Origin of the sequence: Variovorax boronicumulans, from assembly GCF_040544675.1 — a bacterium.
Lineage (GTDB): Bacteria > Pseudomonadota > Gammaproteobacteria > Burkholderiales > Burkholderiaceae_C > Variovorax > Variovorax boronicumulans_D.
Genome location: NZ_JBEPKK010000015.1, coordinates 98,332 through 117,013 on the forward strand (window position 1 = coordinate 98,332; position 18,682 = coordinate 117,013).

Consider the following 18,682-nt stretch of genomic DNA (forward strand, 5'->3'; position numbering starts at 1 on the left):
CAATGTCCGCATATTGGTGCGCGCCCCCGACTAACTCAGGCACGAGGCTTGCTGTTGCTTACTCGCTCCCCACAACGGGCCTGCCCGTGCCAATCAGGAGCAATGCATCAACACAAGATTCAGGGGGAAATCAATGGTCATTCGACTTCGTCGTCTGCTGCTCGCATTGAGCTTGTCAGCAGGCCTTGCCGGCTGCGGCGGCTCTTCTTCAAACAACGGCTTCTTGAGCATCGCGCCACCGCCCGACAGCGGCACGCCAACAAGCACCGGTCCCGTTGGCGGTACGGTGACGCCCTTCGTTCCCGAGACGCCGCCGGCCATGCCGCCTGTCACGGCGTCCCCCGAAACCTCGGCGCCACCGCCGAAGTTCTCGCCGATCACGCGGCTCGAAAAGCAGGTGCCTGCCGTTCAAGACGGTGCAATCTACGCGGCGGAAGCGGCCGACTACGACTTGGGCTCGGCCATCGTAAGCACGGCCGATTCGCGCCCCTTTGTCTTTCTTGCCCGGCTTCATGGCGGACTTTGGTATCCGGGCAAGCCCCTGGCTTCATCGGTCGCTTTGCCGGCCAAGTACCCGGTCATCGTCTTCCTGCATGGCCAGCATGACCCCAGAGTACCGAACTACCAGGGATACGACTATCTGGCCAGCGACCTCGCAGCCCACGGCTACGTGGTGCTGTCCATTGATGCGAATGACATCAACGCAGCCCGGTGCGCGTCGGCGAGCAACTGTTCGGGTGGCGACTTCACCTCGCAATCCCGCGGCCAGCTCGTCCTTGCCACGCTCGACAAGCTCAAGAAGGTCAATGATGGAATACAGACCACGAACGGCATCTCGTTGAAATCCCTCGTGGGCAAGATCGACTTCGACCGGGTCGGCATCATGGGGCATTCACGGGGCGGCCAGGGCATCAACGATGCGATCCAGCTCAACGACCAACGTCTTGGCGTCACACTCCAAGAGCTGCGAGCGGCCACGACAGAGCTGCAGAACCAGCGGAACAATTGGGTCAGCAACATATGGTTCTCCTCGGCGGGTGCAACCCGCACGACAGGCACCAGAGAGGCCTTCTTCGCGACCCTGGACGCCTTGATTGCGGCCCTGAAAACCTCGGGCATCTCCGACGCCGATCTATCGGCAGCCCTCGAAAACAACAACGTCACGCTGGCCGCAGGCGCTGCGACGGGGCCGAGCGCTCCCCCCAAGTATGTATTCAAGGCGGCCTTGTCGCTCGCACCAACCGATGGCCGCCGATTTCTGAAGATCGCCAACGTTCCGTTCGCAGCGATGGTCCCGTCCTGCGACGGGGATGTCCGCAATCTGAATGGCGCCCATGTTTTCGACCGCAACCGCTTCGGTCGTAGTGCAACGGATACGGCGCCACGATTCCAGATCGTCGTAAGAGGCGCCAACCACAACTACTTCAACTCCGTATGGACGAAGGACGACTACCCGGAGAATGCGGCCGACTACTGCTATTTGAGTTCGATGACCAAGAGTGGGATACGGCTCACTCCGACAGACCAGACGGCCGTGGGATTGTTCCTGATCAACAGCTTCATGCGTCACTTCGCCGGCAACGAAATCGCGTTCGCCCCCTATTGGAATGGCTCGGCGCCGCTGCCCGCGCAGGCATGTCCTGCCAACGGCTGGCCTTGCGACAACCGCGTTGCGCTGACGCTTCAAACCAATGGCCAGACGAACGGCGTGAGCAACCACAAGGTGATCGCACCCTTCGACGACGCGTATGGCATTAACCAACCCTACGATAGTGCGACGTCGATGCTGCGTGCCGGCAACCCACTCGATCTGATCGATGCCTCGGCCTTCGCAGGCAATCTCCACACGTGTACCACGGACCCGACGCTGCATGACCATTCCATTCCCGCACAATGCGCGCCGCTCATGCAGCCCAACGCATTTTTCAGGCCGTCCCGCAGCACATATTCGGGTGGTCTCCTGTCGGCCCCCAACCAATTGCTGCTCGGTCTGACCAAGCCCGACATGCCATTGACGATCACACTGAAGGAGCCTGTCGTTGGCAGCGCCACATTGAACGTCAGCCCAGACGACCTATCGACCGTTGGCTACGACACGCTGAGCTTTCGTATCGCCATGATCCGACCCGATCCTGCGAAAGAAGGGCCGCTCCCGACGCAGGAAGTCACCGTGATGCTCACCGACAGCAACGGCGCGACCTCCCCCGTCGTCAAGGTCAGCAACTTCTCGGACGCGCTGGACAGCAGCATGGGCCTGACCGTACCGGCCGGCAGTCGCGCGGCCGAATTGCTGAACATGGTTGCGATCCCGATTGCAGCGTTCAAACACGATCCGGCCAGCCCTCGTGCCTTCGATCCGGCGCGCCTCAAGACGCTGACGCTGACGTTCGCCAACGCACCGAACGACGGCACCAAGGTCGCGTTGACTGACGTGCAGTTGCAGATCTTCGGACGCGCACTGCACTGACGACGCCAGCCCTTCGAGCCCCGGGCTGCCAAAGCGTCCGGGCTCGAATGCATGCCCGATGGCGCGCTCGCTCGACATCGTCGACGACCAGTGGTCGCTGCTTAACATCCGCGGTGCGTTCGACGGCATGAAGTGCTTCGGCGAATTCCAGAAGAGCCTGTGCGTGGCGAAGAGCATCATCGCGGACCGGCTAAAAAACTTCGCGCAGTACAGCGTGGGGGCGCTGGCAAGACGCCGCCTCATTGAGTGCCCTACTCGCCCAGCAGCTCGCCGATGGGCTGAAGGTCTTCGACCCGGTCGCAGATGGCCTTGATCACCATGGTGATCGGAATCCCCAGCAGCAGCCCCCAGATGCCCCAGAGCCAGCCCCAGAAGATCACGCCCACGAACACCGCCACCGGGTTCATGCGGCTGGTGCGGCTGGTGAGCCAGGGCATCAGCAGATTGCCGACGACGGTGTGGATGGCCAGCGACACGCCCCCCACCAGGATGCCCATCTCCAGGCTGTTGAACTGCAAAAAGGCAACCAGCCCGGCGGCCACCAGCACGATCACCGAGCCGATGTAGGGAATGAGGTTGGTCACCGCCGCAATGATTCCCCACACGGCCGCGTTCTCCACGCCGATGACCCAGAACGACAGGCCGGTGGCCACCCCCACCACCACGCTGGTGAGGATTTGCACCAGCAGGTAGCGCTCGATGTTGCGCGTGATGTCGTCCAGCACATGCACCGTGACCTTTTTCTTCTGCAGGCTGGAGCCGGTGATCTTGATCAGCTTGCGCCTGAAGGTGTCGCCCGAGCACAGCGCAAAGTAGGTGAGAAAGGCCACCAGCGTGAACTGCCCCAGCGCGCTCAGCAGGCCGACGGTGCCGGTCAGCAGGTAGTCGCGCACGTTGAAGCCGGGCCGCTCGATGATGACGCGGGCCACGCCGCGCCTGGAGGCCACGCGCGCTGAATTTTCTTCGGCCGCCTTCTCCAGCTGCGCGGCAGCCTGCTGCACGGACTCGAGCGGCGTGGCGCTGGCGCCCTTGTCGCGTCGCATGGCCTGGCCCAGCTTCTGCGCGGCCACCGGCAGCGAATCGATGAGTTGCGACGCGTTGCCCGAGAGCGAATAGCCGGTCCACCCGATACCCCCGAACAGCCCCCCCAGGATGAGCGCCGCACCGAGCCAGCGCGGCAGCTTCCAGCGGTGCAGCATCTCGACCAGCGGCGACAGCGCGTAGGTCAGCAAGAGGCTCATCATCAGCGGAATGAACACCGCCTGGCCCCACTGCAGCGCGAAGACGCTGGCCAGCACCGCGAGCACCACCAGCGAGGCGCTGCGCACGTCCACCGGCATGTGCAGCATCAGGCGCCGGCGGGCGGAGGCCGCGGGGGTTTCCTGCGGATCGGCGTCGGGCTCGGGCTTGGGCGTGGGAGAAGGAGGCGTGGACGCTGGCAGTGCTTGCGGTACTTGAACGGCCGGAGGCTCGGGCGCGGGCTGCGGCGCATCCGGCGCCGGCGGCTTGTTCTGGGCAGGAGGGTTGTGTTCGCCGGTCATCGCGTGTCCTTCAGCACCTCGCGCACGGCGGCGAGTTGTCGTCGCGACACCGCGACGGGTTCGGGAATTGCATCGAGCCTCAAGGCCCAGCCTTCGGCGTCTTCGCCGTCGTCGTATTTTTCGAGCGCGCGAATGGCCGAACGGGCCACCAGCGCATTGCGGTGCACCCGCAGGAAACGGTGGGGATAGCGCTCCTCGAACTCATTGAGCGAGCCGTCCAGGATGTGGCTGCGCGTGGCGGTGCGCACGGTGAGGTATTTGTATTCGGACTTGAGGTAAAGCACCTCCGACAGCGGCACCCGCTCGGCGCGGCCGCGGTCCTGGATCAGCACGGTCTCGGGCGCGGCAGGCACGGCGGGCGAGGCCTGCTGCAGCGCGCGGCGTTCCTTCAGGAAGCGCTCGGCCTTCTGCAGCGCCTGCTGCAACCGCTCGGCGCGCACCGGCTTGGTCAGGTAGTCCACCGCATCGAGCTCGAAGGCCGTCACTGCATGCGTCGCATGCGCGGTCACGAACACCACGGCCGGCGCGTCGGTGCGGCTGCGCAGCGCGCGCGCCACCTCGATGCCGTCGACGCCGGGCATGTGCACGTCCAGCAGCACCAGGTCGAGGTCCATCGCGGCCAGGTGCGCCAGCGCCTCCTCGCCCTGCGAGGCCTCGGCCACCACCTCGGCGGCGGGCGAGGTGCAATCGCGCAGCAGCGTGCGCATGCGGGAACGCGCCAGGGCTTCGTCGTCGACGATCAGGGTCTTGAGGCTCATGATGATTCGGCGGGGATCGCAATGCGTACCCGGTAGTTTTTCTGATCCATGCCGGCGCTGAACTGCATCTGCATGTCGTGCAACAGGCGCAACCGGTCTCGCACATTGGCCAGCGCAATGCCGTGGCCGCGCGGCAGCGGCTCGTCAGCCCAGCGCAGCGGCGGCAGGCTGTTGACCACCTCGATCACCACCATGCTGCCGCGACGCTCGGTGCGGATGCGCAGCCTGGCGCCCTCGGGGCTGGGCTCCACGCCGTGCTTGATGGCGTTCTCGACCAGCGGCTGCAAGAGCAGCGGCGGCAGGCGCGCATTGCTGGCGGCGGCGTCCAGGTCCCATCGGATGCGCAGCCGGTCGCCGAAGCGCACCTGCTCGATGGCCAGGTAGCGCTCGGCCAGCGCGATCTCGTCGGCCAGCGTGCCCGATTCGCCGGGGTCGGCCAGCGCCTGGCGGAACAGCTCGGCCAGGTCTTCGAGCATGGCCTCGGCCTTGGCGGGCTCCTCGCGCACCAGGGCGATGGCGCTGTTGAGCGTGTTGAACAGAAAGTGGGGACGGATGCGCGACTGCAATTCTTCGAGCCGGGCCGTGGTGGCAGCGGGCGTCTGGCCGCGCGCGCGCAGCGCCATGGCGGTCATCACCAGCCCCGCGAACAGGGCGCCGGCCAGCGCACTGGCCAGCCACGGGGCGCTGGCGAGCACGCCCGTCAGCCGCAGAAGGCCGCAGCCGTAGAGCGCGGCCAGCGCGCCGAGCACGGCACCCGCGCCGTACTGCCATGGCCGCGGCAGCCGCCGCAACTGCTTCTTGAGCCCGCAGGCGGCTACCAGCCACAGCAGCGTTGCGGGCAAGGCGCCGCCGGTGACCGTGGCGGTCTGCACCAGCCATTCGCCGGGCGTGGCCACCACGAAAAGCGCGGCAATGGCCACCACCGCCTCGACGAACACCACGGTGCGCAGTACGACGCCGATCTGGCAGGCGTCGAACAGCGAAGGCTCCCCGCGCAGAGAAGCGCGAGCCCTTTCCGACGCAGTCGGGGACGTGGTGGCAGAGGGGGCCGATAAAATCGCCGGGTTGCGCATCGCAGACATCACAGTTACATCGGGTGACCAACCCATTATTGCCTCCTGGACGGCTCCCATGACCCAAAACCAACTCGACAAGAAATCCGAAGCCTGGTCGGCCCTGTTCTCCGAACCGATGAGCGACCTGGTGAAGCGCTACACCTCCAGCGTCTTCTTCGACAAGCGCCTGTGGCAGGCCGACATCGAAGGCTCCCTGGCCCATGCCGGCATGCTCGCCGCCCAGGGCATCATCCAAAAGCAGGACCACGCCGAAATCGAACGTGGGATGGCGCAGATTCGCAGCGAGATCGAATCCGGCGCCTTCGAGTGGAAGCTGGACCTCGAAGACGTGCACCTGAACATCGAAGCCCGCCTCACCCAGCTGGTGGGCGATGCCGGCAAACGCCTGCACACCGGCCGCAGCCGCAACGACCAGGTGGCCACCGACGTGCGCCTGTGGCTGCGCGGCGAGATCGACCTGATCGGCGACCTGCTCACCGAACTGCAGAAGGCGCTGGTGGACATCGCCGAGAAGAACGTCGAGGTGATCCTCCCCGGTTTCACCCACCTGCAGGTGGCCCAGCCGGTGAGCTTCGGCCATCACATGCTGGCCTATGTGGAAATGTTCAGCCGCGACGCCGAGCGCATGGGCGAGGTTCGCCGCCGCGTCAATCGCTTGCCGTTGGGCGCCGCCGCCCTCGCCGGCACCAGCTACCCGCTGGACCGCGAACTGGTCGCCAGGACACTGAACATGGATGGCGTGTGCCAGAACAGCCTGGACGCCGTGAGCGACCGCGACTTCGCGATCGAGTTCACCGCCGCGGCCAGCCTGTGCATGGTGCACATCAGCCGCATGAGCGAAGAGCTCATTCTGTGGATGAGCCAGAACTTCGGCTTCATCCAGATCGCTGACCGCTTCACGACTGGCTCGTCGATCATGCCGCAGAAGAAGAACCCCGACGTGCCCGAGCTGGCGCGCGGCAAGACCGGCCGCGTGGTCGGCCACCTGATGGCGCTCATCACCCTCATGAAGGGCCAGCCGCTCGCCTACAACAAGGACAACCAGGAAGACAAGGAGCCGCTGTTCGACACCGTCGACACGCTCAAGGACACCCTGCGCATCTTTGCCGAGATGATCGGCGGCATCACCGTGAAGCCCGAAGCCATGGAAGCCGCGGCGCTGCGCGGCTACGCCACCGCCACCGACCTGGCCGACTACCTCGTGAAGAAGGGCCTGCCCTTCCGCGATGCGCACGAAACCGTGGCCCATGCCGTGAAGGCCGCCACCTCGCACAAGGTCGACCTGGCCGAGCTGCCGCTGGCGGTGCTGCAGCAGTTCAACCCGAACATCGAGAAGGACGTGTACGACGTGCTGAGCCTGCGCGGCTCGCTCAATGCACGCAACATCCTGGGCGGCACGGCGCCGGCGCAGGTCAAGGCGCAGATCGCACGCCACCGCAAGCGGCTCGGCTGAACGTGTTGGCCCCCCGGCTTTTCACTCGCTGCGCTCGTGTAACTCCACCCCCCGAGGGGGAGGCGCGGCTCGCCTTGGGGCGGCCCGGCGGCGGCCGCCCGCTGCCGCCAACCTCGGCGCGCTGAAGGCATCGGGTGTTCTACGCCATCCCGCTCGAGAACAAGCCGAGCTGGCGCAACCCGCCGTGGCTCACGGTGCTGCTGATTCTGGTGAACATGATCGTGTGGTGGGGGCCGCAGCGCAGCGAAGAGAAAGCGCGCGACCGCGCAGCCCACTACTACGCGCGCAGCGTGCTGCCCGAGCTGGAGTTGCCGCCTTTCGTCGACTGGCTGAAGACAACCGATGCCAAGCGCGGCGCGCTGGGCCAGCGCATGCTGCAGGCCAAGGCCTATGAGCCGCTGCTCGAAGCCATGCAGAGCGACAGGGCCTTCGTCAGGAAACTGAAGGCCGAAGAAGTCGTCACGCCCGCCGACCCGCACTATGCCGAGTGGCAACGCGACCGCCGGCAGTACGAGGCCATGCTGCCGCCGCCCTTCACCGAGCGCTGGGCGCAGGACTACAACAAGGACGCCGAATCGAAGCCCTGGACCCTGCTCACCGCCGCCTTCCTGCACGGCAGCACCGGCCACCTGCTGGGCAACATGCTGTTCCTCTTCCTGTTCGGTGCCTCGGTCGAGCTGGCGCTGGGGCGCAGCACCTACCTCACGTTCTACCTGCTGGGCGCCGTCGGCGCCTCGGCGCTGGCCGCCTGGGCCTATGCAGGCAAGGGCAGCTACGGGCTGGGCGCCTCGGGCGCGATCTCCGCGCTGATGGGCATGTACGCGGTGATGTACAGGCTGCGGCGCATCCGTTTTTTCTACCAGCTGTTCTTCTATTTCAACTACGTCACGGCGCCCGCCCTGCTGCTGCTGCCGGCGTGGATCGTCAACGAGCTCATGCAGCACTGGCTGGGCGGCCAGGGCGTTGCCTACATGGCCCACCTGGGCGGCCTGCTCACCGGCGCCGCGCTGATGGGCGGCGCCATGCTGCTGGGCCGCGTGAAGACGCCCGAGACCGTGAAATCGGAAATGGCGACCGACCACGACCGCTTCGACGCGCACGTCGCCGCCGCGCGCCGCCTGGGCGCCGCGATGAAGTTCGAGGCCGCCTCGGCCGAATGGCGCGCCGCCGCCGCACTGCGCCCCACCGACGCCGACACCGTGCGCGCATGGTTCAACACCGCGCGCCTGCAGCCCGCGAGCGACGACTTTCACCGCGCCGCGCGCCTGGTGTTCCGCCTGCCCGCCACCGACCCCGACACGCTCGCCCTGCAGCACGCCAGCTACCGCACCTACCTGGACCAGGCCAAACCCGGGCTGCGCCTGAAACCCGACGACATGGCCCGGCTCGCGCGCCGCTTCGTGCGCATCCGCGAGTTCGCCGACGCCGACATGCTCTGCCGCATCCTGCTGAAGACCGCGCCCGACCATCCGCAGCTGGCCGACACCCTCTCGGTGTGCGCCAACGGCCTGCTGCATGCGGGCGAACGGGACAAGGCGGTGGGCCTGCTGCCGCACCTGCTGCGGCTCGCGCCCAACGACATGGTCACGCGCGCCCTGCAACGGGCCTGAAACCGTCCCGCGCACCCTGGCGCGTGTCATGCGCCTGCAGGGCAGCCATGCCAGCATGTGGCACTGCAATTGCATCCAGCGTGTAAAGCCGCCCTCTCACGCCCCGCCTCGTTGAACTTGAGGCCGCCCGCCGGTTCTATTTGGGGCTTTTTGTAACTACCTCCCGCCCATGCCCGCTCAACGCCCGTCCCGTTTCGCCCTGCTCCTCACGGCCCTTGCCATCGCCGCGCTCGCAGGCTGTTCCCGCACCAGCGGGGAAGCGCCCGGAACCGCCAAGGGGACCGCCGCACCGGAAAAGGAAGTCGGCGCCATCACCCTGAAGCACGAAAGGCTGGCCCAGAGCACCGAGCTCCCCGGCCGCACCGCGGCGCCGGTCATCGCCGAGATCCGCCCGCAGGTCGGCGGGATCCTGAAGGAGCGGCTCTTCACCGAAGGCTCGCAAGTGAAGGCCGGACAGGTGCTCTACCAGCTCGACCCGGCCTCGCTGCAGGCGGCATACGCCAGCGCCCAGGCCGGCGCGCGCAAGGCCCAATCGGCCCTGGCCACCTCGCGCACCGTGGCCAGGCGCAATGCCGAGCTGGTGAAGATCGACGCCATCAGCCGCCAGGTGTTCGATGAGAGCCAGGCCGCCGAGCAGCAGGCCGAGGCCGACCTGGGCGTGGCGCGCGCCGCCGAGCAGACCGCGCGCATCCAGCTGGGCTACGCCCGCATCACCTCGCCGATCACCGGCTGGGCCGAACTCTCGACCGTGACACCGGGCGCGCTGGTCACGGCCAACCAGGCGGCGGCCATGACCACCGTGCAGCAGCTCGATCCGATCCATGTGCACGTCACCCAGTCGAGCAGCGAGCTGCTGCGCCTGAAGCGCGAGCTGGCCAACGGCCGGCTGCAGCGCGCGAGCGACGCCGAGGCGCGCATCCAGCTGCTGCTGGAAGACGGCAGCGAGTACCCGCATGCCGGCCGCCTCACCTTCAGCGGCGTGACCGTCGATGCCGGCACCGGCAGCGTCACGCTGCGCGCGGTGGTGCCCAACCCCGACAGGCTCCTGATGCCCGGCATGTACGTGCGGGCCGTGCTGCAGGAGGGCGTGAACGAGGCCGCGCTGCTGGTGCCGCAGCAGGCCGTGACCCGCGCGCCCGACGGCAGCGCCTCCACGCTGGTGATCGGCACCGACAACAAGGTCGCCAAGCGGCCGATCAGCGTGGGCCGCGCGGTCGGCGCGCACTGGCAGGTGATCGACGGCCTGGCCCCGGGCGACCGCGTGATGACCGAAGGCTCCCAGCGGGTGAAGGTGGGCGACACCGTCAAGGTGGTCGACCTCGGCGCCAGGCCGGCGAGTGCTTCGCCCGGCCCGGTGGCCAGCGCCAGGCCCGGCACCCCCGCCACCGTCGCACGCTGAGGCCGGGACATGGCCCAGTTCTTCATCGACCGCCCCATCTTCGCGTGGGTGCTCTCCATCGTCGTCATGCTCGCCGGCCTCATGGCGATCCGCACGCTGCCGCTGGAGCAATACCCCGACATCGCGCCGCCGCGCGTGTCCATCAACGCCACCTACACCGGCGCCTCGGCCAAGACGGTCGAAGACTCGGTCACCCAGGTCATCGAGCAGCAGATGAAGGGGCTGGACAACCTGCTCTACATGCAGGCGACCAGCAATTCGTCGGGCATCGCGCGCTTGTCGCTCACCTTCAACGCGGGCACCAACATCGACGTGGCCCAGATGCAGGTGCAGAACAAGCTGCAGCAGGCCATGTCGCGCCTGCCGCAGCAGGTGCAAAGCCGCGGCGTCACCGTCACCAAGGGCGGCAACGACTTCCTGATGATCGTCTCGATGTACTCGGCCGACGGCAGCGCTTCGGCGGTGGACGTGGGCGACTACATCAGCAGCAACCTGGTGGATGTGATCAGCCGCATCGACGGCGTGGGCGAAGTCCAGACGCTGGGCACCGGCTACGCCATGCGCCTGTGGCTGGACCCCGACAAGCTGCGCAAGTACGCGCTGATGCCCTCGGACGTCGGCAGCGCCATCACCGCGCAGAACGCGCAGGTCTCGGCCGGCCAGCTGGGGGCGCTGCCCGCCGGCGCGCAGCAGCAGCTCAACGCCACCATCACCGCGCGCAGCAAGCTGCAGACGGTCGAGCAGTTCGAGAACGTGGTGCTGCGCGCCACGCCCGACGGCGCCGTGGTGCGCCTGCGCGACGTGGCCCGCGTGGAGCTGGGCGCGGAGAACCTCACGGTGCGCTCGCAACTGAGCGGCCGGCCCGGCGCAGGCCTGGGCGTGGTGCTGGCCGACGGGGCCAACGCGGTGCAGGTGGCCCAGGCGGTCAAGGCCAAGATCGACGAGATGCAGCCGCTCTTTCCGAACCAGCTGCAGACCTTCGTGAGCTACGACACCACGCCCTTCGTGAGCGCGTCCATCGACGAGGTGGTCAAGGCGCTGGCCGAAGCGATGCTGCTGGTCGTGCTGGTGATGTACGTCTTCCTGCAGAACTTCCGCGCCACGCTGATTCCCGCCATTGCGGTGCCGGTGGTGCTGCTGGGCACCTTCGGCGTGCTCTCCATTGCCGGCTACTCGATCAACACGCTCACCATGTTCGGCATGGTGCTGGCCATCGGCCTGCTGGTGGACGATGCCATCGTGGTGGTGGAAAACGTCGAGCGGGTGATGCACGAGGAGGGCCTGTCGCCCAAGGAGGCCACGCGCAAGTCCATGGCCGAGATCACGCCCGCGCTGGTCGGCATTGCGCTGGTGCTGTCGGCGGTGTTCATCCCGATGGCCTTCTTCGGCGGCTCCACCGGCGTGATCTACCGGCAGTTCTCGATCACCATCGTCTCGGCCATGGCGCTGTCGGTGTTCGTGGCGCTCACGCTCACGCCGGCGCTGTGCGCCACGCTCCTGAAGCCAGTCGCCAAGGGCCAGCATGCCGCGCCGCGCAAGGGCGCCATGGGGCTGGTCGACCGCTTCTTCGCGGGCTTCAACCGCAACTTCGACAAGGGTGCCGACCGCTACCAGGGCATCGTGGGCGGCATCGTGCGGCGCGGCAAGCGCAGCCTCGTGGTGTACCTGCTCATCGCCGCCGTGATGGCGGTGCTGTTCATGCGCCTGCCCACCTCCTTCCTGCCCGATGAGGACCAGGCCTTCCTGCAGGTGCAGATCACGCTGCCGCCGGGCGCCTCGGACGCGCGGCTGCAGCCGGTGGCCAAGCAGATGCAGGAATATTTCAGCAAGCAGCCCGAGGTGGTGAGCGTCAACGTCATCACCGGGCAGAACGGCGACCAGAGCTCGGCACGCGCCTTCGTCAAGCTCAAGGACTGGGCCGAGCGCGAAGGCGACGGGCAATCGGCCGCGGCGCTCGCGCGCCGCGCCAACAAGGAGCTGTCGACCATCCGCGATGCGCGCGTGTTCGTGCTGCTGCCGCCGGCGGTGCGCGGGCTGGGTGCCAACGCGGGCTTCAACTTTCACCTCAAGGACATCAACGGCCTGGGCCACGACGCGCTGGTGAAGGCCCGCGACCAGCTCATCGAGCTGCTCGGCAAACGCTCGGACGTGGTCATGAACGTGCGCAGCAACAACCTGGACGACACGCCCCAGTTCGCGGTGGACATCGACGACGCGCGCGCCGGCGCCGCGAGCCTGGCGACGGCCGACATCGACAGCACGCTCTCCAGCGCCATGGGCGGCACCTACATCAACGACTTCTTGGACAACGGCCGCGTCAAGCGCGTGTACATGCAGGGCGACACCGCGTTCCGCATGCTGCCGGCCGACATCGACCGCTGGAGCGTGCGCAACAGCCTGGGGCAGATGGTGTCGTTCCCGGCGTTCTCGAGTTCGCGCTGGACCTACGGTTCGCCGCAGCTGCAGCGCTACAACGGCAGCCCGAGCTACGAGTTCGTGGGCGACGCCGCGCCGGGCGTGAGCTCGGGCGACGCCATGGCCGCGGTGGACGAGGTGATGAAGCAGATGCCTCCGGGCATCGGCTACGAATGGACCGGCGCGTCGTTCCAGGAGCGGCTGTCGGGGGCGCAGGCGCCCTTGCTCTACGCGATTTCGATCCTGTTCGTGTTCCTGTGCCTGGCGGCGCTCTACGAGAGCTGGTCGGTGCCGTTCTCGGTGATCCTGGTGGTGCCGCTGGGCATCGTGGGCGCGCTGCTGTTCACCAGCCTCCGGGGGCTGAGCAACGACGTGTACTTCCAGGTCGGCTTGCTGACCACCGTGGGGCTGTCGTCGAAGAACGCGATCCTGATCGTGGAGTTCGCCAAGCAGTTGCAGGAGCAGGGCAAGGGCGTGGTCGAGGCCACCCTCGAAGCCGTGCGCCTGCGCCTGCGGCCCATCCTGATGACCTCGCTGGCCTTCGGCTTCGGCGTGCTGCCGCTGGCCATCGGCACGGGCGCGGGCGCGGGCGGACGCCAGTCGATCGGTACGGCGGTGCTGGGCGGCATGGTGGTCGGCACCGCGCTGGGCATCTTCTTCGTGCCGCTGTTCTTCGCACTGATCCGCGGATGGCTGGAGGGCCGGCGCAAGCCCGCCCAGGCCGAAGCGAACACAGCGGCCGCAGAACAAGGAGGCCACTGATGCAACGCAACGTCCACCCCCGCCTTGCGCTGCGCGCACTGGCCTGCGCCGCCGCGGCTTGTGCCCTGCTCTCGGGTTGCATCAACCTCGCGCCGGCCTACGAAACGCCCGCCTCGCCGGTGCCTCAGGCGCTGCCTTCGGCCGGTGCGGCCACGGCCGCGCCGCTGAACGCAACGGACCTGAGCTGGCGCGACTTCTTCGTCGATCCGCGCCTCCAGGGCGTGGTCGAGCTTGCGCTGGCCAACAACCGCGACCTGCGCGTGGCCGCGCTCAACATCGAGCGGGCGCGCGCCCAGTACGGCATCGCACGCGCGGGCCTGTTCCCGACGCTGGATGCCGGCGCGGGCGGCAGCCGCTCGCGCACCCCCGGCGGCGTGTCCACCAGCGGCGAGGCGCGCTACGCCACGCAGTACAGCGCCGACCTGGGCCTGACAGCCTACGAGCTCGACCTGTTCGGCCGCGTGCGCAACCTCGGCGAGGCCGCGCTGCAGAGCTACTTCGAAACGGAAGAAAACCGGCGCAGCACGCAGATCAGCCTGGTGGCCTCGGTGGCCACCGCCTGGCTGCAACTGGCCGCCGACGAACAGCGCCTGGAACTGGCGCGCAGCACGCTGGACAGCCAGCGCAAATCCTTCGACCTCATCCAGCGCAGCCACGCGCTGGGCTCGCAGTCGGGGCTGGCGCTGGCGCAGTCGCAAAGCACCGTCGATGCCGCGCGCGCCGATGCCGCGGCATTCGACAGCCTGGTGGAGCAGGACCGCAACGCACTGGCGCTGCTGGTGGGCGCCACCCCGCCGGCCGAACTGCTGCCGACCACGGCAACGGCCGATGCCGCGCAGCTGCTGGTGCCGCCGGCCGGCCTCTCGTCGAACGTGCTGCAGCAGCGGCCCGACGTGCGCGCCGCCGAGCACGCCCTGCGCGCGAGCAATGCCGACATCGGCGCGGCGCGCGCGGCCTTCTTTCCGCGCATCGCGCTCACCGCCTCGGCCGGCACGGCGAGCAGCACGCTGTCGGGCCTGTTCGCCAGCGGCAGCAAGGCCTGGAGCTTCGCGCCGTCGATCAGCGTGCCGATCTTCGACGGCGGCGCCAACCGGTCGAACCTGCAGGTGGCCGAGGCGCAGCAGAAGATCCAGCTGGCGACCTACGAGAAGACCGTGCAGACGGCGTTCCGTGAAGTGGCCGACGCGCTGGCCGAGCGCCGCACGCTGGCCGAGCGGCTCGATGCGCAGCGCTCGCTGCTGGGTGCGACCTCGCGCAGCTTCGAGCTGTCGCAGGCGCTGTTCAAGAGCGGCGCAAGCAGTTTTCTCGATGTGCTGGATGCGCAGCGCGCCTACTACGCGGCGCAGCAGACGCTCATCGGCCTGCAGCTCACCGAGCAGACCAACCGGCTGACCATCTACAAGTCGCTGGGCGGCGGCTGGAGCGAAGGCGCCGAAAAGAACGGTTAGGCCGCCGGCGCCGGCCGCATCAGCCAGCGCACTTCCTGCGTCTGCTCGCTCTCGGGGTAGCGCGACTCCAGCGTGCGCAGGATGGGCCGGGCCATGTCGGCGCGGCCCAGGCCCTGCACCAGCGCGCGGGCGGCCAGTTCGTAGGCCTGCGGAATCGCCTCATGCCCGCGAAACCGGCGGTCGAAGCCCGACAGCAACGCCAGCGTGGCGTGCGCATCGCCGTTGCGCCATTCGGCCCGCGCCATCGCGATCACCATGGCGGCGTCGTCCAGCGCGAAGGCCTTGTCCTTCTCGCGGCAGGCCTTGAAGACCTTGAGCGCCTCCGACGACAGGTCGCGACGCATCAGGAGCGCAATGAAGCGCCTCGCGTGATCGAGCATCGCGTCCTGCTTGTCCGGGACCATGGCCAGCACGCGGTGGTAGCGGCGCTGCGCGGCCAGGTCGTCGATGGCGGCGGTGCGCTGCGCCTCGTAGGCGGTGCCCAGCGCGGCGGCCAGATCGCCCTCGGTGATCAGTTGCGCCACCTCGGCGTCGATGCGCTGCGCGGCGATCTGCTCGGGCGTTCGGCGGTCGGCCGCAGCGCCGTCGTCCAGGCCCGCGCCCGGCACGGCATCGATGCCGAAGGCGTCGTGGTGCTGGTACATCACATAGCCCAGCAGGCTCGCCGTCACCCAGCCGAAGTAGATGAACGCGAAGTTGACGATCGGCAGCATGATGCGGCCGTCGACCATCGGCAGCACGATCCCGATGGCGATCTGCGCTCCCGAGCTCAGCAGAAACAGAAAGAAGCACAGCAGCGCATACGGCCAGCCGATGATGCGCATGGCATCGATCACATGGCCCGGGTTCATCGCCTGGAAAAAGCTGCCCGACTGCACCAGCACGATCACCGCCGCCGGAAAGCTGAAGGACATGACGAACAGCGCCACGATGCCCGCCAGCGGGTGGTACCAGGAGAGCCAGGCGGCCACGCTGCCCTGCACCAGCGAGATGGCGAAGAGCTTCCACGGCAGGTAGGTCCACTCGTCGCTGGAATCGCGCCCGAAGTCGGACGACTGCCGGATGCCGCGCGCACCCAGAGCGGTGATCTTGAAGCCGTAGCGGCTGGCCGCCAGGACGATGCCGACCTCGATGAGCACAAGGGCCAGCAGATCGGGCAGGAAAAAGATCGCGTCGAACAGCAGGCTGCAGAACGACAGCACCAGCGCATAGGCCAGCGGCCGCAGTTGCAGGGGAAAGGCAAAAAAACTGTTGAGGCGGTGCCAGAACGGCGGGGGCGGCGGCGGAAGGTCTTCGATGATCACGGCGGCGACTTGTCTTTGTTGTTGGCTGGTTTGCGGAAGAAAGTCGCTCTCGCAGGTGGCTTTTGCCTTGGGGCAGGTCATCGCGGCCTTGCAACTGGCTTGATCCCCGCCGCTCCGAAATTTGCGGGGCAGTATACGTTGCCGAATGTTTCCGGCACACCCGGGCCGCCTGTAGGACAAGTTGAATCCGCCGGCCTTCCGGGGCCGTATCTTCTGCATGCGCATCGATGCCCCACAATCCTCGGATGACAGCACCCAGCCCCGACGCCGAATTGATGGCGCTGATCGACAGGATCGGCCATCGCGACGAAGCCGCACTCAAACAGCTGTACGACCGCACCGCGCCCAAGCTCATGGGCCTGGCGATGCGCGTCGTGCGGCAGCGCGAATGGGCCGAAGATGTGCTCCAGGAGGCCTTTCTGACCGTCTGGCGCGTGGCCGGCGACTACCGCTCCACCCTCAGTCCGCCGCTGGCCTGGCTGGGTTTGATCGTGCGCAGCCGGGCGCTCGACCTGCTGCGCCGCCGCACCGCCGACCGCGCCCAGCTCACCCAGGAATTCGACGAGCTCATGGCCGACACCCTCGAATCGGACGCGCCCAACCCGGCCGACACGGCCGATGCCAGCGAACAGGCCTGGGCGCTGCACCAGTGCCTGGCCCAGCTGGAAGGCCGGCAGCGCGAGGTGGTCAGCCTGGCCTACCTGCGCGAGATGAGCCACGGGGAGCTGGCCCAACAGCTCAAGCTGCCGCTCGGCACGGTCAAGACATGGATCCGGCGCGGGCTGGAAAAACTGCGCGTCTGCATGGGGCGCTTCGCATGAAAGCGACGGCCAGGAAGGCGGTCTCCTTATGAATCTCATCGCTCACCCCGAATTGCTCGAACTTCTGGCGGCCAGCTACGCGCTGGGCACCCTGCGCGGCGGCGCCCGCCGCCGCTTCGAGGCGCTCGCGCGCGAACAGGCGCCGGTGCGCGCCGCGGCCCTGGTCTGGCAGAGCCGGCTGGCCAGCATGACCGAGCTGCAAAGCCCGATCGTTCCCGAAGCGGCCGTCTGGACCCGCATCCGCAACATCATCGACGCCGAACAGGCGCAGCACGCCATCGAGCGGCAGCGCGACGACGCCAATGCCCGCGCCGCGGCCGCCAAGCCGCAGGGCGGATGGCTTCGCAGCCTGGCGCTCTGGCGCGGCGCCACCGCGGCCGGCGCGCTGGCCACCGTGCTGGCGGTGACCGTGGGCCTGAACCTTCGCGAACAACTGAACAACGCCCCGGCCGTGCAGTACGTGGCCGTGCTGACCGACGACCAGTCCGCCGCTTCCATGCTGGTGACCTTCGACCCCAAGAACAAGCAGCTGGTGATGCAGCGCGTGGGCAGCTACCGCGAAAGCAGCGACAAGTCGCTGCAGCTCTGGGCGGTGCAGCCCGGCACGGCGCCGCGTTCGCTCGGCGTGCTGGACGGCGAACCGGGGCTCAAGCTCCCGGCCTCCGAATCCGATGTGCGCCAGGTGCCCATCCTGGCCGTGACACTGGAAGCCAAGGGCGGCGTGCCGCCCGGCACCGGCGCGAAGGGACCAGTGGTGTTCAAGGGCGCGCTGATCGAAAAAACCATCTGACCCGTTTTCCGTCTTCTTGCCTTTTGTCTTTCCGATGCCTTCGATGAAATCCGCGCTGGCCGCGGTCGCGCTGCTTGCGGCGGCGCTCGCCTCCCATGCCCAGACGGCGTCGGCCGCCTTCCCCTACGAGGCGGACGGCGCCACCGCCGCGGACGCCTCTTCCGAGTACCTGGCCGCCAAGGCCCGCTGGCACAACGAGCTCGCGGCTTTCGCCCGGGCCGACCAGGAGCGCTTTCCGGCCCCGGGCGGCGTGGTGTTCGTGGGCAGCTCCACGGTGCGCATGTGGACCCGCCTTTCGCAAGACTTCCCCGGCGTGCCCGGTGGCGTGGTCAACCGAGGCTTCGGCGGCTCCACGCTGGCCGACTGCAGCCTGTTCGCCCGCGAACTGGTGGTGCGCTACAGGCCCCGGCAAGTGATGGTGTATGCGGGCGACAACGATCTGGCCGAGGGCCGCACGCCGCTGCAGGTGCTCGAGAGCTTCGCGCGGCTGGCCAACACGGTGCGCGCGGAGCTGCCGGATGCGCGCATCAGCTTCATCTCGGTCAAGCCCAGCCCGTCGCGCGAACACCTGATGCCGCGGGTCCGCGAGACCAACCACATCATCGCGGCCTACCTCAACCGGCTGCCCAACAGCGAGTTCATCGACATCTACACGCCGATGCTGGGCGCCGACGGACGGCCGCGGATGGAGCTGTTTCGCGGCGACAGGCTGCACATGACCGACGAGGGCTACCGGCTCTGGCAGTCGGTGATCGCCTCGCACCTGCCGGCGGCACCCGCGCCGGCGCCGGCGCCAGCACCCACGCCGGCCTCCGGCCCGCTCGCCCTGCCGCCCTGA

Annotated in this window: 13 protein-coding genes; 9 read left to right on the plus strand and 4 right to left on the minus strand. The window is 68.0% G+C overall.

Annotated features, from left to right (window positions below; genetic code table 11):
- Nucleotides 1-133 precede the first annotated feature (133 nt).
- Nucleotides 134-2,467 carry a hypothetical protein gene (locus tag ABIC90_RS22750; protein ID WP_354358130.1) on the plus strand — a complete coding sequence of 778 codons (2,334 nt, stop codon included), beginning with the start codon at nucleotides 134-136 and terminating at the stop codon, nucleotides 2,465-2,467.
- Nucleotides 2,468-2,718: 251 nt separating this feature from the next.
- Here the strand turns inward: ABIC90_RS22750 and ABIC90_RS22760 are convergent, their stop codons facing one another.
- Genes ABIC90_RS22760 through ABIC90_RS22770 form a run of 3 tightly spaced genes read right to left on the minus strand, consistent with a single transcriptional unit; the run spans nucleotide 2,719 to nucleotide 5,839 of the window.
- Complete coding sequence (locus ABIC90_RS22760; protein ID WP_354358132.1) at nucleotides 2,719-4,008, minus strand: AI-2E family transporter; 1,290 nt, start codon at nucleotides 4,006-4,008, stop codon at nucleotides 2,719-2,721.
- A complete protein-coding gene (locus ABIC90_RS22765; RefSeq protein WP_354358134.1) occupies nucleotides 4,005-4,766 on the minus strand; it encodes a LytR/AlgR family response regulator transcription factor in 762 nt (253 codons plus the stop codon). The genes ABIC90_RS22760 and ABIC90_RS22765 overlap by 4 nt, the downstream gene beginning before the upstream one ends.
- Nucleotides 4,763-5,839, minus strand: a complete 1,077-nt coding sequence (locus tag ABIC90_RS22770) for a sensor histidine kinase (protein ID WP_436318240.1) — start codon at nucleotides 5,837-5,839, stop codon at nucleotides 4,763-4,765. Before ABIC90_RS22770 ends, ABIC90_RS22765 begins: the two co-directional genes overlap by 4 nt.
- 58 nt (nucleotides 5,840-5,897) lie before the next feature.
- Here ABIC90_RS22770 and argH point away from each other — a divergent pair, with 58 nt between their 5' ends.
- The 5 genes from argH (at nucleotide 5,898) to ABIC90_RS22795 (ending at nucleotide 14,929) form a co-directional block, all read left to right on the plus strand.
- On the plus strand, nucleotides 5,898-7,295 hold the full coding sequence (gene argH / locus ABIC90_RS22775) for an argininosuccinate lyase (RefSeq protein ID WP_354358138.1): 1,398 nt from the start codon (nucleotides 5,898-5,900) through the stop codon (nucleotides 7,293-7,295).
- 134 nt (nucleotides 7,296-7,429) lie between these two features.
- Nucleotides 7,430-8,905 (plus strand): rhomboid family intramembrane serine protease, encoded by a 1,476-nt coding sequence (locus ABIC90_RS22780; protein WP_354358140.1) that lies wholly within the window; start codon nucleotides 7,430-7,432, stop codon nucleotides 8,903-8,905.
- A 169-nt stretch (nucleotides 8,906-9,074) separates the two neighbouring features.
- Nucleotides 9,075-10,304, plus strand: a complete 1,230-nt coding sequence (locus ABIC90_RS22785) for an efflux RND transporter periplasmic adaptor subunit (protein WP_354358142.1) — start codon at nucleotides 9,075-9,077, stop codon at nucleotides 10,302-10,304.
- Between the two features lie 9 nt (nucleotides 10,305-10,313).
- A complete protein-coding gene (locus ABIC90_RS22790; RefSeq protein ID WP_354358144.1) occupies nucleotides 10,314-13,481 on the plus strand; it encodes an efflux RND transporter permease subunit in 3,168 nt (1,055 codons plus the stop codon).
- Complete coding sequence (locus tag ABIC90_RS22795) at nucleotides 13,481-14,929, plus strand: efflux transporter outer membrane subunit (RefSeq protein WP_354358146.1); 1,449 nt, start codon at nucleotides 13,481-13,483, stop codon at nucleotides 14,927-14,929. Before ABIC90_RS22790 ends, ABIC90_RS22795 begins: the two co-directional genes overlap by 1 nt.
- On the opposite strand, the gene ABIC90_RS22800 is transcribed toward ABIC90_RS22795, so the two are convergent.
- A complete protein-coding gene (locus ABIC90_RS22800; RefSeq protein ID WP_436318241.1) occupies nucleotides 14,926-16,230 on the minus strand; it encodes a tetratricopeptide repeat protein in 1,305 nt (434 codons plus the stop codon). The genes ABIC90_RS22795 and ABIC90_RS22800 overlap by 4 nt on opposite strands.
- A gap of 248 nt (nucleotides 16,231-16,478) precedes the next feature.
- Between ABIC90_RS22800 and ABIC90_RS22805 the strand changes: the two genes are divergently transcribed.
- The 3 genes from ABIC90_RS22805 to ABIC90_RS22815 are packed head-to-tail and all read left to right on the plus strand — an operon-like array spanning nucleotide 16,479 to nucleotide 18,682.
- Nucleotides 16,479-17,054 carry an RNA polymerase sigma factor gene (locus ABIC90_RS22805; protein WP_354358150.1) on the plus strand — a complete coding sequence of 192 codons (576 nt, stop codon included), beginning with the start codon at nucleotides 16,479-16,481 and terminating at the stop codon, nucleotides 17,052-17,054.
- A gap of 28 nt (nucleotides 17,055-17,082) precedes the next feature.
- Nucleotides 17,083-17,844 carry an anti-sigma factor gene (locus ABIC90_RS22810; RefSeq protein WP_354358152.1) on the plus strand — a complete coding sequence of 254 codons (762 nt, stop codon included), beginning with the start codon at nucleotides 17,083-17,085 and terminating at the stop codon, nucleotides 17,842-17,844.
- A 43-nt stretch (nucleotides 17,845-17,887) separates the two neighbouring features.
- A complete protein-coding gene (locus ABIC90_RS22815) occupies nucleotides 17,888-18,682 on the plus strand; it encodes an SGNH/GDSL hydrolase family protein (RefSeq protein ID WP_354358198.1) in 795 nt (264 codons plus the stop codon).